The sequence below is a fragment of the Gemmatimonas sp. genome (assembly GCF_044376735.1).
GTDB lineage: Bacteria > Gemmatimonadota > Gemmatimonadetes > Gemmatimonadales > Gemmatimonadaceae > Gemmatimonas.
Map to the genome: position 1 here is coordinate 1 of NZ_JBILKJ010000062.1, position 15,555 is coordinate 15,555.

General features: G+C 63.6%; 14 protein-coding genes and 1 tRNA gene. 2 read left to right on the plus strand and 13 right to left on the minus strand.

From position 1 onward, the window contains the following. The 8 genes from ACIRA7_RS10030 to ACIRA7_RS10065 form a co-directional block, all read right to left on the minus strand. A partial coding sequence (locus ACIRA7_RS10030) for an ExbD/TolR family protein (RefSeq protein WP_396220704.1) occupies positions 1-285 on the minus strand: 285 nt, incomplete at its 3' end. Between the two features lie 2 nt (positions 286-287). Beyond that, positions 288-749, minus strand: coding sequence for an ExbD/TolR family protein (locus tag ACIRA7_RS10035; protein ID WP_396220705.1), 462 nt, complete (start codon positions 747-749; stop codon positions 288-290). 72 nt (positions 750-821) lie between these two features. Next, positions 822-1,553, minus strand: a complete 732-nt coding sequence (locus ACIRA7_RS10040; RefSeq protein ID WP_309670364.1) for a MotA/TolQ/ExbB proton channel family protein — start codon at positions 1,551-1,553, stop codon at positions 822-824. 33 nt (positions 1,554-1,586) lie between these two features. Then, complete coding sequence (locus ACIRA7_RS10045) at positions 1,587-2,303, minus strand: energy transducer TonB (protein WP_396220706.1); 717 nt, start codon at positions 2,301-2,303, stop codon at positions 1,587-1,589. A 119-nt stretch (positions 2,304-2,422) separates the two neighbouring features. Further along, entirely contained in the window at positions 2,423-3,952 is a 1,530-nt protein-coding gene (locus ACIRA7_RS10050) for a sensor histidine kinase (RefSeq protein ID WP_396220707.1), read from the minus strand. Between the two features lie 10 nt (positions 3,953-3,962). Next, the gene (locus ACIRA7_RS10055) at positions 3,963-4,631 is read right to left on the minus strand and encodes a winged helix-turn-helix domain-containing protein (protein WP_396220708.1); all 669 of its coding nucleotides are present in this window, start codon (positions 4,629-4,631) and stop codon (positions 3,963-3,965) included. Then, entirely contained in the window at positions 4,628-6,112 is a 1,485-nt protein-coding gene (locus ACIRA7_RS10060) for a sigma-54-dependent transcriptional regulator (protein ID WP_396220709.1), read from the minus strand. Before ACIRA7_RS10060 ends, ACIRA7_RS10055 begins: the two co-directional genes overlap by 4 nt. Continuing rightward, positions 6,109-7,575 carry a sensor histidine kinase gene (locus ACIRA7_RS10065; RefSeq protein WP_396220710.1) on the minus strand — a complete coding sequence of 489 codons (1,467 nt, stop codon included), beginning with the start codon at positions 7,573-7,575 and terminating at the stop codon, positions 6,109-6,111. Before ACIRA7_RS10065 ends, ACIRA7_RS10060 begins: the two co-directional genes overlap by 4 nt. 444 nt (positions 7,576-8,019) lie before the next feature. Between ACIRA7_RS10065 and ACIRA7_RS10070 the strand changes: the two genes are divergently transcribed. Together ACIRA7_RS10070 and ACIRA7_RS10075 are read left to right on the plus strand one after the other, a co-directional pair. Continuing rightward, a complete protein-coding gene (locus ACIRA7_RS10070; RefSeq protein WP_396220711.1) occupies positions 8,020-9,891 on the plus strand; it encodes a putative bifunctional diguanylate cyclase/phosphodiesterase in 1,872 nt (623 codons plus the stop codon). A 128-nt stretch (positions 9,892-10,019) separates the two neighbouring features. Then, positions 10,020-11,075: a cyanophycinase gene (locus tag ACIRA7_RS10075; protein WP_396220712.1), complete on the plus strand. Its 1,056-nt coding sequence runs from the start codon at positions 10,020-10,022 to the stop codon at positions 11,073-11,075. Between the two features lie 108 nt (positions 11,076-11,183). Here the strand turns inward: ACIRA7_RS10075 and ACIRA7_RS10080 are convergent. The 5 genes from ACIRA7_RS10080 to nrfD all read right to left on the minus strand — a co-directional run bounded on the left by ACIRA7_RS10080 (position 11,184) and on the right by nrfD (position 15,459). Beyond that, a tRNA-Ala gene (locus ACIRA7_RS10080) sits at positions 11,184-11,256 on the minus strand. Positions 11,257-11,380: 124 nt separating this feature from the next. Continuing rightward, positions 11,381-12,709, minus strand: a complete 1,329-nt coding sequence (locus ACIRA7_RS10085; protein WP_396220713.1) for a hypothetical protein — start codon at positions 12,707-12,709, stop codon at positions 11,381-11,383. Continuing rightward, the gene (locus ACIRA7_RS10090) at positions 12,709-13,542 is read right to left on the minus strand and encodes a c-type cytochrome (protein ID WP_396220714.1); all 834 of its coding nucleotides are present in this window, start codon (positions 13,540-13,542) and stop codon (positions 12,709-12,711) included. The genes ACIRA7_RS10085 and ACIRA7_RS10090 overlap by 1 nt, the downstream gene beginning before the upstream one ends. A gap of 13 nt (positions 13,543-13,555) precedes the next feature. Beyond that, complete coding sequence (locus tag ACIRA7_RS10095) at positions 13,556-14,056, minus strand: DUF3341 domain-containing protein (protein WP_171224202.1); 501 nt, start codon at positions 14,054-14,056, stop codon at positions 13,556-13,558. Beyond that, positions 14,056-15,459: an NrfD/PsrC family molybdoenzyme membrane anchor subunit gene (nrfD, locus tag ACIRA7_RS10100; protein WP_396220715.1), complete on the minus strand. Its 1,404-nt coding sequence runs from the start codon at positions 15,457-15,459 to the stop codon at positions 14,056-14,058. The genes ACIRA7_RS10095 and nrfD overlap by 1 nt, the downstream gene beginning before the upstream one ends. Between the last annotated feature and the right edge of the window lie 96 nt (positions 15,460-15,555).

Sequence of the window (15,555 nt, forward strand, 5' to 3'; positions counted from 1 at the left end):
ATCGTAGATGGACTTGAGCTTTTCGAAGAGGTTGGCCTTTTCGATAGGCTCCTTGTTGATCGCGTACTTGTCGTCCGGGAGGACTTCGAGCACGATCTGGTCGGGATTGACCTGCGTCGACGGCGGCTGCGGCGTCGGATCAGGCAACTGCGTGTCGATGGCCTTGCGGCTCATCGGGATGATCATCATGAAGATGATCAGCAACACGAGCAGCACGTCGATCATCGGCGTGACGTTCATGTCGTTGTTGAGGTTCGAGCCACCGCTCGGTGCGGACATGCCCATGGCTATTTACTCCCCGGCATGATGCGATCGCTCTGGACGAGCGATTCCGTGTTCGGTGTCTGATCCGTGATGAGCGCGGCGACGCGCACCCCAGACCGCGAGATGCGATCGAGCGCATCGACCACCTTCACGTACTCAAGGTCCTTATGGGCCTTGATGTACATGATGTAGTCCTCACGCTCCTTCAAATAGATCTCGCCGACGAGGGTTTCGAGGTCCTCGTTGCGGATCCGGCTCTTGTTGAGGTAATACCGCCCCTGATCGTCGATGCCGAGCACCTGATCACCATCTTCTTCCGGATGAGGCTTGAGGTTCTGCCCTTCCGGTGGGACCGCCGTAAAGCCCGCGTTGATCTGCGGGATCGTGATCATGAAGATGATGAGGAGTACGAGCATCACGTCGATCATGGGGGTCACGTTGGGTTCGGCCTTTACGCCGCCCCCGCTGCTGACACTCATTCCCATCGCGCAACTCCTGGCGTTGAGCCGTCCGATCTGGCGCCCCGTACGGAGCGCCGATCGGATGACCGATCGTGATTACTGCGAGATCGACTGCTGACCGGCGGTGTTGAACTCACGCGTGAAGCGCGACCGACCAAACTCACCCGAGACGCCCTTGATGAGGTAGTCGATCATTTCCTTCGACGTGTAGGTCATTTCGGCGGTGAGGTTGTCAATCTTCGTCTGGAAGAAGTTGAACGCCCACACGGCGGGAATGGCGACGCCGATACCGATGGCGGTGGTGATGAGGGCTTCGGCGACACCAGCGGCGATGGCCGAGATACCACCGGCGCCCGACGTGGCCATACCGGTGAAGGAGTTGACGATACCCATCGTGGTCCCAAGCAGTCCGACGAACGGCGCGGTGGCGCCGACGGTCGCGAGGACGCCGAGACCACGCTTGAGGTCGACGATCGTCATGAGCATTTCACGCTCGACGGCGCGCTCCGACGTGTTGATGTCCGACACCGTCACCGAGCCGTCCTGGATGAGCGGGCGGATTTCGGCGAGGGCGCCACCGAGCACGCGAGCGACATGCGACTTCTTGTAGCCTTCGGCCAGCTTGATCGCCTCGATGAGGTTGTCTTCTTCGAGGAACTGCGAGAACTCGGGGGCGAACTTCCGCGTTTCGGCCTGCGCCTTCCGCATGCTCCACCACTTCTGGATGAGCACGGTGAACGAGAAGGCGGACATACCAAGGAGCGTGAACACGATGCCCTTGGCAAACCAGCCCATCGACGAGTACAGCTCCATCAACGACATGTTCATGACGAAAATCTCCGCAGAGCGAGGGGGGAAACCTTAGCGGTTCAACGAGAACTGGAACGGCTGCTGCACGAGCTGCTTCACTTTGCGTCCACCCACTTCGGCGGGGAGGAAGCGCATGCGCTGCAGCGCATTCTTCACGGCGTTGGAGAACAGATCGTTGTCAGACTTGAGCACCTTGAACGTGCTCATTTCAGCACGGCCAGTGGTGTCGACAACGAACTGCGCCAACACGGTGCCCTCGATGCCCGCGGTGCGGAGCATGTCGGGGTACGCGGGACCCTGAGCACCCGGCGCCATGACGACGGGCTTTTCGACCTGGAAGTCGAAGTAGGGCTGGTCACCCTGAGGGACCGGGCCCTTGCCACCTTCGACACCCTTGGCGATACCACCGGCGACACCCTTACCCGAGAAGTCGGCTTCGTCCGTGACCTTCTTGGACAAATCGATATCGGGGATGACGTTGGGGATTTCGATGGGTGCCGAAAGCACTTGGAAACCCTTGGGCGGCGGCGGGGCAACCACGGCGTCGGGCGGCGGTGGGGCCTTTTCCGGCTCGGGTGGCTTGGGCTCGTCCTTTTTCACCTCGACAAAGTCGACCTTCTCTTCCTTCGGCTTTTCGTTGATGATGCCCGCGTTCTTCGTGACAATCACGAGGGCAACAACGACTGCCGTATGGACGATGATCGAGGTGATGGACCCACCCAAGCGCTTCTGCTTCTGAGCCTGAGATTCAAGCAGGTTGTTGAACATCTCGCTTGTCCGGGGTGCGGGCTACGGATTGCAGCGCCCGGACAAGAGGCCCGGGAACTGACTACGGCGATTCTACGTCGCGAGGATGATCGGGCAATGGTGCGAAGATTAGGATCGGATTAATCCGCCGTTAGCATTCCGCCAGCGGAATCTTCGGGATGACGACTATTGACAATCGACTCGTATTCTCCCGTCATCCCCGACCCCGGCGCGCCCGCCAGCGGCAACAGCACAGTAAACGTGGTCCCCCGCCCCAGGCGCGACTGTACGGTCAGACTGCCTCCATGGGCCTGCGCAATCCACTGGCAGATCGCGAGGCCCAAGCCGAAACCGCCACGTTCTGACGCGCGCGAGCGGACGCGATCAGCGCGCCAGAAGCGTTCGAAAATGTACGGCACGTCAGCGGCGGCGATCCCGATGCCGGTATCCTTGACGGCGAAGGTCACGTCGGCCTCGCCGCGCGTGAGCGTGATCTCCACCCGACCACCGCGCGGTGTGTACTTGATGGCGTTCGTGACGAGGTTGAGATACAACTGCCGCAACCGCGTGAGATCGGCGAGCACCTCGGCGTTCTCCAGCAAGGGCGCATCAATAGTCAGCCCGGCTTCTTCACCGAGCAGGCGCGCAGTTTCCACGACCTCGCGCATGAGCGGGCCGAGCTCGACGGGCTCGCGGTACAGATCGAAGCGCCCTTCATCGGCGCGCGCCAGCGTCAAGAGCGAATCGACGAGGTCGGCCATACGCGTCACCTGCTGCAGCGCTTCCTCAATGGCAATCGCCTGCTCCGTCGGGCTCGACGTCGGCGACAGCGAGCGCTCGATATCGGCGCGCATCACCGCCAGCGGCGTCTTGAGCTCATGGCTGGCATCGGCCGTGAAGCGGCGCAGGGCTCCGAATGAGGTTTCGAGTCGCTCGATCATCGCATTGAGCGTGGCCGACAGGCGGGCGAGCTCGTCGCCCGCCGCGCCGATGGCCAGCCGCCGGTGCAGCGACCGCCCGTCGGTGATCGCCTCGACCTGATCGATGATGCGGTCAATAGGACGGAAGGCGCGTCCCGCAATGACGTACGCGAATGTCATCGAGAGCACGAGGAGGAACGGCGCGATGACCAGCATGGTGCCGACAAGGTCCCGCGGCGCGTAGCTGATGTCCGCGGTGCTCCGGGCGGCATACACCCGATAGCGGGCATTCGCGCTGAGCGGCACCACGCGCGTCGCAAGCAGCACGGTGTCGGCGCGCATGGCGATCCGGCGGACCGCGGGCGACGGCGCAGATTCACGCGCGGCCGTGCTGAACACGTCGCGATCGGATGACGACAGCATCTGCACCGCGGGTGAGGCGTAGATGTCGTACTGGCTACTATCCTGCACCAGCACGTATCCCTCGAGGAGCGAGAGAAACGACTGCATGCGGAAGGAGACGCTGGGGCCCGCGAGCGGATCCTTCTGGGCGACGATGGGATCCGTGCCGGTGTTGCGCGCCAGATTGATGGCGCGAACGACCTGATCTGCCTCGGCCTGCACGCTCGCCTCGAGCTCGCGGAACAGGACCTCGCGGCGCACCGCAAGCAGCGCGACCGAAAAGATCACCAGCGTGCCGATGAACGCCGCGGTGTAGGCGGCCGTGAGGCGAGCCCGGATGGATCCCACGCGCGCGCCGCTACCCGCGGATCATGTAGCCGACTCCACGCACCGTGGTGATCAGCTTCTTGTCGAACTTCGCGTCGATCTTCTTGCGCAGGTGATTGATCACCACATCCACGATGTTGGTACCGGGATCGAAGTGATAGCCCCAGGCATACTCGGTGATGAGCGTGCGGCTCATCACGCGGCCAGCGTGACGCATCAGATACTCGAGCACCGAGAACTCCTTCGGTGTGAGCTCGATCGATTCGCCGCCGCGACGTACATCGCGCGTCCCCTGATCGAGCTCAAGATCTCCCACGCGCAGCAACGGCGATACGATCGCTCGCGGCCTACGCAACAGCGCCTCGACGCGCGCCAGCAATTCCTCGAAGGCGAACGGTTTCGTGACATAGTCGTCGGCGCCGGCGCGCAGCGTCTCGACCTTGGCGTCGACTGCGTCCTGCGCGGTCAGCACCAGCACGGGCCGTTCGAACCCACGTGCACGGAGCGTCCGCAGCACCTCGAGTCCATTCCGCCCAGGCAGGCGCATGTCGAGAATGACGAGATCGTAGGGCTGGGACAGCGCCATCCGCTCGCCTTCCAGTCCGTTGTTCACCAGCTCCGCCTGCCAGCGCTGCTCCTCGAGCCCCCGTCGCACGAACTCACCAACGGTGGGATCGTCCTCGATCACGAGAATCCTCACGGGCGTCCCCCGCCGGCCGGGCGCCGGAAGCCATACTCGCGAATCTTTCGATACAGCGTTTTCGGGGAGATCCCGAGCAGGTCCGCCGCGCGTCCCTGATGCCAGAGCGTCTGCTCGAGCACGTCAGCGATGTGCCGTCGTTCGAGTTCGCCGAGCGTCAGCCGCGCCATCGCCGTCATCGCGGTCCCCGTCGGCGCGGCCTCCTGCACCGTCTCGACGGCCGCCACCTGAACGGGTGCCATCGCCATGACCGGCGTGGGACGCGCCGCCCCACCGACGTCCACCCCCAACGGCAGGTCGAGCGCGCTCACCAGGCCGTCGGTGGCCAGCAGCGCGGCGCGTTCCATCACGTTGCGCAGCTCGCGTACGTTACCGGGCCATCGATACCGCTCGAGCACCGACGTGGCGTCGGCCCCGAGCTGTAACGAGCGCTGAGCGAACTGCTCGCCAAAATGCGCCAGAAAGTGGGCGGCAAGGAGCGGGACATCCACCACTCGCTCGCGCAGTGCCGGCAGCACGATCCGGATGGTATTGATGCGGTGCAGGAAATCCTCGCGAAACGTGCCCGCCTGTACCATGCGCGTCAGATCGCGGGTAGTAGACGCCACCACGCGCACGTTCACCTCCACCTTCTGCGAACCGCCGACCCGGTAGAAGCTGCCTGACTCGAGCGCGCGCAACAGCTTCGCTTGCAGCTTGAGATCGAGGTCACCCACGTTGTCGAGATAGAGCGTACCGCCCGCGGCGAGTTCGACCAGCCCAACTTTCCGCTGCTCAGCGCCAGGAAACGCCCCCCGCTCTACGCCGAACAGCTCCGACTCGAGCATCGCCTCCGCAAGCGCGGCGCAATTGAGATCCACGAACGGTCCGTCGGGATGCGTGCTCCGCGCGTGCAGCAGTCGCGCCACGAGATCCTTACCGGTACCGGACTCGCCCGTGATCAGAACCGTCGAGGCGCTCGGCGCGACGCGATCGATGAGCGACAGCACGGCGCGCAGCGGTGCGTAGTGCGTGAGGAACTCCGGCGCCGACGTGGTTCGCTTGAGGCGAGATTGGAGATGCAGGTTGTCACGCGCGAGCATGCGCTTCTCCCACGCGCGCTTGACCAGCACCTCGATCTCCGCCATCCGATATGGCTTGGAGAGGAAGTCATACGCGCCCAACTTGAGCGCGGCGATCGCCGTCTCGATGGTGCCGTTGCCCGTGATGACGATGACTTCGGGCGGCATCGGTTCCTCCCGGATCTGCCGGAGCACTTCCAATCCGTCGACCTCGGGCATCACGACGTCGAGCAGCGCCACGTCGTAGCTTTCCGCGCGCAGCGTTTCGAGCGCGGCGCGCCCGTCGCGCACAATCGTCACCGCGAAGCCGCGCGCGACCATGAACTGCTGGAGGATCATGCCGAGGTTCGGCTCGTCCTCCGCAATCAGTACGCGGATCGGCGACGCCGGATCCACCGGGTGGAACGGGGCCGCGCTCACCGCGGCGCACCGGTAGGCAGCGACACGCGGAACACCGCGCCCGTTCCCTCAGGCGACACCAGCTCCAGTTGTCCGCCGTGATCGTTCACGATGCCATAGCAGATCGCCAGTCCGAGCCCGGTACCCTGCCCAGGCGGTTTGGTGGTGAAAAAGGGTTCGAAAACCTTCGCCTGCAGCGTGCGCGGAATGCCCGGACCTTCGTCCTCGACCTCCAGTCGGGCGAGCAACCGGCCGTCATCGGCGTGCGGGGCGGAGGTGCGGATCACGACGCGTCCTCCCTCAGGCGTCGCGTCCAGCGCATTCATGGCGAGTGCGATCAACACCTGCACGAGCTGATCGGCGTCGCCGTGCACCATGGGGTGCCCGCTCTCATCAAGCTCCATCACCAGCTTGGTCCGCTTGAACCGTGGATGATGCTGCAGCAGGAAGAGCGACTGCCGAACGACCTCATTGAGATCGAAGAGCTCGCGGTGCGCCGGCTTGGGACGGGCGAAGTCCAGCAGGCCGTTCACGATCTTCTTGCAGCGCTGCACCTCGAGATCAATAATGCGCAACAGCTCCGTGGGCGGCGTCGCCGGCGCGCCGAGGTCCTGCTGCAGCGCGAGCGACTCGGCACAGGCAGCAATCGTTGCGAGCGGATTATTGATCTCGTGCATGACGCCCGCGGCCAGCTGACCGAGGGCGGCCAGTTTCTCGGTCTGGGCGGTTCGATCGAGCGCCGCCTTCCAGTCGGTAATGTCCTGACCGATGGTGATGACGTGGGTGACCGGTCCACCGCCCATCCGCATGGGGATCTTGGAAATGCGAAAGGTACGTGGCTCGCCGAACGCGTCGGTCTCCATCTGGAACTGCTGGAGACGCCCGGTGGCGAAGACTTCATCAAACTCCTGCTTCAGTAACGCCGCCGGCTGACGATGCAGGACTTCGAAAATGGTGCGTCCGATCGCCTCGGTGCGCGCCACGCCTTGCAGCCCGGTTTCACGCTTGTGATTCCAGGCGTGAATGCGATAATCGCGATCGACGACATGCAGCCCGTCCGGGAGGGAGTCCACGACGCATTCCATAAACGCGCGCTGGTGGGCAACCTCCTGGACCCGCGCCGTCAGCTCGCGCTGGAGTTCCTCCAGCTGGGCATCCCGGGCCAGCGCGATCGCCAAGGCGTCGGCGATCGCCGCCAACTGCCGGTGATCCGCCGAACCGAGGGGCTGCTCTCGGTGCACGACCATCGTCGCGACGATCCCCGACGCGGACGTCACCGGCAGTTCGCTCGCGGTGACCGGTCTCGCGGAATTCAAGCCCGCCGGGTCGCTCCACACGATGGGCGTCTTGGACACATCGGCGTACTCCATTGCCAGCCGAGTCGCGCGAACGGACGGTCCGACGTGGTCGAACACGGAGGCTACGCCGCGGGTCACGTCGGGTGCGCGGGCCAAGAGACCGAGCACCTCGGGGAGGCTGGGCATCGCAAAAGCGTCCATCAGGACACAGCGGGAAGCGTCGTCACGTTTGCAAGCTAGGTCCGGCGCCACCATCGGACAAGCTGACCGAACGAACACGATGACCGATGACTCCTTCAGCCGGTGATCGGATGACGCTCTTCATCGGAGCATGCGCCAACCTTCACGTCGCCTCTGATGCTAAACGACATTAAGTCCCGAGTCACATCACGTTTATTCTTATATAGTTGCGTTTTCACACCACGGGATTATTCCGCTACTCGCGACGGACACCACCCGAACGTGTCGCGCGCGGTCATGGATGCGGACCGGTAAGGCGGCGCCGATATCGCTGCAAGGCTGGCACCAACAAGGTCACAAACCCTCCCGCTACTGGCGAATGTTGAGAACGCCTGTATCGTTGAGCACTGTGCATTCGCAGCGACCGTGATCCCTGACCAGAACGCCGTGATGGAACCGCAACCGAGTGTAGCTGACGACGGAAGCCTTCGCGTTCTGCTGATCGACAGCGACGAGGAGGAGGCGAGTCAGTCCGAGGCAAGCCTTCGGCAGTGGCTCGGTGAAACTGTTCGCGTCACTCGCGCGCCATCGCTGGCCCAATCCATTCGCGAGTTGTCCGACGCGACATTCGATGTCGTGGTGGTCGAGCTGATGGTCCACGACTCGGGCGGAATCGCCACATTGGTTGGCGTCCGTGACGCCGCCCCGACCGTGCCGATCGTGGTGTACACCCGTGAACTCGACGATGCGACGGCAGTCCGAGCGCTCGGCATGGGGGCACAGGAATGTCATCACAAAGGCGATCTGCCCGCCGACCGGCTTGGGCGCGTGCTCGGGTTCGCGATGGAACGGCAGCGTCGGCTGACGGATCTCGAAGCGGCGCGCGTGGACGCAGCACATCGGGCCACCCACGATCCACTCACCGGCCTGGCCAATCGCGTGTTGTTTGTGGACCAACTCGATCGTGCACTCGCCTTGGGGGATCGCTACAACCGCAAGACGGGACTGCTGTTCGTCGATCTCGATGGGTTCAAGGCGATCAACGACACGATGGGGCATGCGAAGGGTGATGCCCTGCTTCGGGCGGTGTCGACGCGCCTGCTGGCCTGCGTGCGTCGCTCTGATTCCGTGGCGCGTCTGGGGGGTGACGAGTTCGTGGTGCTGTTGCCGGATGTCACGAGCCGCCGCGACGTGTGGCATGTGAAGGAGACGATTCTGGAATCGCTGCAAACGGCCGTCTCGATCACGGGCGACGAGGCGCTGATCGTCGAGGCCAGCATCGGCAGCGCCATGTCGCCGCTCGATGGAACCACCGCCCAGGACCTGCTGGCGGCCGCCGATTCTGACATGTATCGCGAGAAGTACGAACGGCGTCGTGGCCGCATGCTCACACCGATTGCGGGCATGCCGGCGATTCCCAGCACTCACGAGAACGCCGTGGTACTGGCGGACTCGGCACTCGCCGACTCGTCACTCGCCGACTCGGTGTCGCTGCGTCGGGAAGCCCGCCTGCGGGCTGCGCTGGCTGAGGGTGAGTTCGAAGTGTTTTTCCAGCCGATTCTCGACGTGGTGGCCGATCGTATCGTCTCGGCCGAAGCGTTGCTTCGGTGGCGTGACCCGGAACGCGGCTTGCTGTCGCCCTCGGGCTTCATGGTGCTGGCCGAGGATACGGGGCTGATCGTTCCGATCGGCGAGCAGGTGCTGCGCGATGCTTGCGGCGCCGTCGTGTCGTGGCGGCGCGACTATGGTGATGTCAGCGCAATCGGTGTGTCCGTCAACGTGGCAGCGGTCCAGCTGCGCGAACACGGCTTCGTGCAACGCGTCGCCGAGATTCTCGCAGAAACCGGGTGCCCCGCCGACGCGCTCACACTCGAGGTGACCGAGCGCAGCGCGATGGTCGATGGTGAGATCATCATCGAGACGCTGCGCGCGCTGAAGGGGCTCGGAGTTCGGCTGATGGTCGACGACTTCGGCGTCGGGCATGCGTCGCTCACGTTCCTTCGTGAGGCGCCCGTGGATGGCATCAAGATCGATCGCCGGTTCGTATCGCAACTGCTGATCGACCAGCGTGATCAGGCGATCGTGTCGTCAATGGTCCGCTTGGCGCGTGGCCTTGGCTTGGATGTGGTGGCCGTAGGCGTCGACAATACCGAGCAGTCACAGCGACTCGCCCGCCTCCAGTGCTTTGCGCAGCAGGGGCGTCACTTCGGCGAAGCGCTCCCAGCGTCTGAGTTTGCGTCGCTCCTGGCCAGTCACTCGCGAACGCCCGTGACTGGCGTGCGCGCATGGCGCGTGCGCCGTCCGGAGGCGTTGGGCGCGTAGCGCTCGAACGGCAACGGGATCGGTGGTCCTGAATCCTGCGGTGAGGCGTTTACAGCCTGCCGCGCGAAACGTCTCGTATATTGTGGCAAGACTCATCGGATCAACTCGCACTCTGCAGGTCGCCCACCATGCGTCAACGAATCGCCGTCCTCCTTCTGCTCGCGCCGTGGGCCGTAGCGTGCGGGAATCGCACGCGCGCCGTTCCGCCGGCCACGACCGAGCCATCCATTGCGTCGGTGGTCGACACGCAACCCGGACTCACGACATACGTGTCGGGCAGTACGGTCGACGTTCAGACGAAGCCACTCGGCGGCGTGCTTCTCGCCGGAGGGGGAACAGACAGTCCCGATGCCATGCGGTGGCTCATGGGTCAGGGTGGCGTGCAATCGAACGGCGCATTCGGCGACGTGGTCGTGCTCCGCGCCAGCGGTGCAGACGGCTATCACCGTATGCTCATGGACCTCGGTGCCAACTCGGTGACCAGCTTCGTGGTGACGGCGATCGACGCGGCCAATCGCGACGTGGTGCGCCGGGCAATCGCGCGAGCCGAGGTCGTGTTCATCGCGGGCGGCGATCAGTCGCGCTATGTGAAGCTCTGGACGGGAACCGCGCTTCAGGCCGCGGTCAACGCACGGGTCGCCGATGGCTATCCGATCGGTGGAACCAGCGCCGGTCTCGCCGTGCTGAGCTCATTCGTCTACGCGGCCTTCAACGTGTCGTCGACGTCCGCGAAGGTGCTCCTCAGTCCGTACGACTCGTCGGTCACGATCACGTCTCACCTATTCGACGTGCCGGGACTCTCGAATCTGATTACGGATTCACACTTTGTCGTCCGTGATCGAATGGGGAGATTGGTTACGTTCCTGGCCCGCCTCCAGCAAGACGGCAGCGCGGTGGCGCCCCGCGGCATCGGCATTGACGAAAAGTCAGCCGTTGGTGTGACGAAGGCGGGAACGGCGACCGTGTTCGGCGGCGGGAACGGTGCCTATTTGCTGAGTGCCCCCGGAAACGCGACGCGCGTCTGTGCGGCGAGCACTCCGCTCACGTTTACTCCCGTGTCGGTTGTCCGCGTCCCCGTCGGTGGGGCGTTCAATATGTCGACCTGGACGAGCACCGCCTCGGTGCCGTACACGCTGCACGTCAATGTCGGCGTGCTCAGTTCGTCGACGGGGGCCGTGTACTAGGGTCAGATCGCAGGCGCGTCCGTACCAAGGCCGAGCCAAACGAACAGCGGGGGCACCGGATGCCGGTTGCCCCCGCTTTGCACGTTGTATCGTGATCGGTACTCTGAGTGGAGCGTATCGGGATCGAACCGATGACCTCACGCTTGCAAAGCGCGCGCTCTCCCAGCTGAGCTAACGCCCCAAAGTCCCTGTACGAACAAGCATAATCAATGCACTGGCCGGAGCCAATCTCTGCGGTTCCAGAAATGAAAGCGGGCGAGCACCGCTTGGTGCCCGCCCGCTTCATTCCGCACGATCCGCCGCGACTACTCGTGAGCGGGGAGTGGCTCCATGGTGCGTGCATCGACCGGGACCTGCACCTCGTCCTTGGCCGGCGTCGTCATCATGAACACACGCATGACGGGGAACGCATCCATGAACGAGAAGTAGCAGAACGCCCAGAGGCCGAGGAAGCCAATCGTGGTGCCGATTTCCTGGAGTCCGAACGGAAGGCTGGTGGCCTCACCGTAGATGGACGGGTAGATCTCGATGTAGCGATGTAAATAGATGCCGACCAGGCTGCACACGGCAAAGAGCACGAACGTGGGCAGGTAGACCTTGGCAGCCTTCGAGATGAGCCCGAAGAACGGCAGCACGAAAACCAGGATCGGTACCATGAGCGTGACCGACTTCCAGACACCCGACAAACGCAGGCGGTAGAAGTGGGTTTCTTCCGGCATGTTGCCGTACCAGATCACCAGGTACTGGCTGAAGCTGATGTAGCCGAAGAACGCGGTGAACGCGAAGCAGAGCTTACCCAGATCCCAGAAGTGATTCATGGTCACGAGGTCATCAGCCTGCAGATGCTTCCGCCACCACATGGTGAGGAGCGACAGCGACATGATCATGTTGAGCCACGCGCCCATGAACACGATCCACGCGTACATGGTCTGCTGGAAGTGCAGCGAGATGCTCATGGAGTAATCCCATGCCATGAAGCACCAACCGATCACGAACGCCATGCAGACCGCAACCGCGAGCTTGCCCTGCAAGGAGTGCTGCGTGTGCAACTCGCGACGCTCGTCGCCAAAGCCCGCGCGCATCTTGGCGCGAAGACCGGCCGCCCACTTGGCGCCGTACTCCGGGAGGACGGCGACGTCCATACGAATGGAGTGGTACACGAACAGCAACTGCAGCACCATCATGGCGCCGAAGAAGAAGATACCGCGCAGCACGAACCAGCCGGGCTGCAGGTAGCGCGCCTTCTCGGCGACCGAGATCGTTTCGCGACCAGCCCACGTGAAGATGTGCTCGCGTCCCGGGAAGAGGATGAGCAGCAGGATCACAAACGCGACCGGCAAGAACGCCACGTAGCCTTCCGCAAAGCGGACGACCGGACGCGACCAACGTGCCGTAACGATACGCTGCACGGCGGCGAACGCCGCACCGGCCGACGAGATCGTGGCGAAGAACAACCAGTTGAAGTGCAGCGCCTGCCACGCGCGATCCGCGTTGCTGAACAGGCCGAAGACGAACACCGCGATGCCGACCACGGCCGCGCCGAGCGCGGCCATCTTGATTCCGCCCGGTACCGGCTTGGCGGCCAGACGCTTCGCGAACTCAGCGCGCGCCGGATAGTGGTAATGCTGGCTCACTAGTGCTTCTCCTGGCTCGCGGCCGGCGTACCGGCCTTGGACGTCTCACCCGCCGGAGCCTTTTCCGAGTGCGGAGCACCATGCAGCTGGCGCATGGTGTCGTTGTCGTTGTTGCCCTTGAAGGTGGCCGAATTGATGCCCGAGGATCCGGGCGTCGGCTGCTGCGTGGGATGCAGGTAACGCGACGGCACATTGGGCGCCGTCAGCGACGGTCCCGGCACGGTCGTTCCGTTCTGGCCGGGATAGCCGACCAACGTGGTGTCCGCCTTGAGCGTCGTCTTTCCCTGGAGCGCCCGCACGTAATTGATCACGTCCCAACGATCCGGCTCTTCGATTCGGTTGTAGCTGCCCATCAGGCCGCGGCCGTTGCGAAGCATGCCGTAGATGTATCCATCGGTGCGACCCAGCGCCGACTCGGTGAGCAGGCTTGGGGCGAAACCATAATTCGGGTTGACCTTTCTCAGCCCCCCGTTCGCGTTACCCGATAGGCCGTGGCAGACGGAGCAGTTGATCTGATAGTTCTTTCGTCCATTCTCCAACGACGCTTCCGTGACCGGATGCGGATTCGGAATGGCCGAGAACGAGTCGATCACGGTGGGCAGCGGCGCGTACGAGATCTGGTAGCCAGCGACGGCCGTTCCCTGAACCGGCACGCTGAACTGCGGATTGCCACGCGGCGGCGTGAGCGAGTCGGCGTCGTTCTGCGACAACGGCTCCCACGGCTCGATACGCGGCTGATTCTTGAAGTCGGTGAACCAAGTGCAGGCCCCGAACGCAAAGGGGAGCACGATGGCCGCCGCGAGGCGCGACGAACGCGCGACGACAGAAGTCATGAAGAACGTGGGCTCAGGCTTCACGCCGCACCTCCACTGCACCGTGCTGGCGCAGCAGCTCTTCCGCCTGCCCCGCCTTGTTGGCGTCGCATGCGATGAAGATGCCAAAGTACCCACCCGAGAAGCGGGTGTCGTACCCCGACGTGGTGCTGAGGCGCGGGATTCGCGAATTGATGAACATGCCGGCAACGGTGGAGAGTGCGCCGACGAGCACCATCACTTCGAATCCGATGATGGTGTAGGGAATCCACGAGGCGATCGCCTTGCCACCGACCACGAGGGGCCAGTAAGTGGACGACCAGATGGCGACCCAGTATCCGAAGCTGACACCGAGGAGGCCGCCGATCAGGGTGAACCGGCGAACGACGCTTTGCGGGGCGTCGATCGCGTGCTCGAGTTCGTGGCGGATGGTCGGCGAATAGACCGTGACCTCGCCAAGCTTCTTCTTCTTGAGATCCTCGATGGCCGCAACCGTCGTGTCGATCTCATGGAATGCTCCGACGACACCTTGCATCAGTGATGCCCTCCGCCGTGGCCGTGCTTGACGCGCGGCGCGACGATTTCCTTGAGCTCGGCGATGGCCATCACGGGGAGCTGCTTCACGAACAGCAGGAACCACATGAAGAACCAGCCGAAGGAGCCGACGAGGAACGCCATGTCGACCCAGCTGGGCGCGTAGCTACCCCACTGCCACGGCTCGAACTCGTGTGAGAGCGACGGCACGACGATGACGAAGCGCTCGAACCACATGCCCAGGTTGATGAACAGCGAGAGCACGAACAACCACGTGGGATTGCGGCGGAGCTTCTGCGACCAGAGCGACATGGGGAGCGACATGTTGCACAGCAACATGATCCAGGCCGCCCACCACCACTGTCCGAAGACGCGGTTCCAGAAGAACTCCTGCTCCGCACGGACGCCGCTGTACCAGGCGATGAAGAACTCGATCAGGTACGCACAGCCCACGACCATCGACGTGAAGAGCACGACCTTCGCCGTGGCGTCGAGGTGGTTGAGCGTGATGTAGTGCTCCAGCTTGAACCACTTCCGCATCGGGATCGCGATGGTCCACACCATGGCGAAGCCGGAGAAGATGGCGCCCGCTACGAAGTACGGCGGGAAGATCGAGGCGTGCCAACCCGGAGTGAGCGCCATGGCAAAGTCGAAGGAAACGACTGAGTGCACGGAGAGCACGAGCGGGGTGCTGAAGGCGGCGAGGAAGAGATACGCCTTCGCGAAGTGACGCCATTCACGGTCGCTGTTCCGCCAGCCGAGCGAGAGGATCGCGAGGATCCGCTTGCGCATCGGGTTGGTTTCCTTATCGCGGAGCACCGCGATGTCGGGAATCAGGCCGATGTAGAGGAACGTGGTGGAGATGGTGAGGTACGTCGAGATGGCGAAGACGTCCCACACGAGCGGCGACTTGAAGTTCGGGAACAGCAGACGCCAGTTCGGATACGGCAGCAACCAGAAGAACTTCCACGGGCGCCCGATGTGGATGATCGGGAACAGACCGGCGGTCATGACCGCGAACACCGTCATCGCTTCCGCGGCGCGGTAGATCGAGGTGCGGAAGCCGGCGCGGAAGAGGAACAGGATGGCCGAAATGAGCGTACCGGCGTGACCGATACCGACCCAGAAAACGAACGTGATGATGTAGTTGCCCCACATCACCGGCGGCTCGTATCCGGCCTGCCCAAGGCCCCAGTAGATCTGATAGATCCACGCGGAGGCGCCGATGAGCATCGCCAGCACGGCGACGCTGAGGCCCATGAACCACTTCTTCGTGAAGCCGAGCGTCGCGATGATATCGCGATCGACCTGCTCGTAATCACGGACTGCGGGGAGCTGCACGTCGGCCGACGCGATGTTCGGCCCACGGATGCCCTCACGCACCGGATGCGCTACGGATGCCATGCGCGATGCCCTCAGGCCTGCGCCGGGGATGCCGGCGCCGGATAGTTGACCTTCTTGAGATAGACCACGGCGGTGTACGTGTTCAGTTCTTCGAAC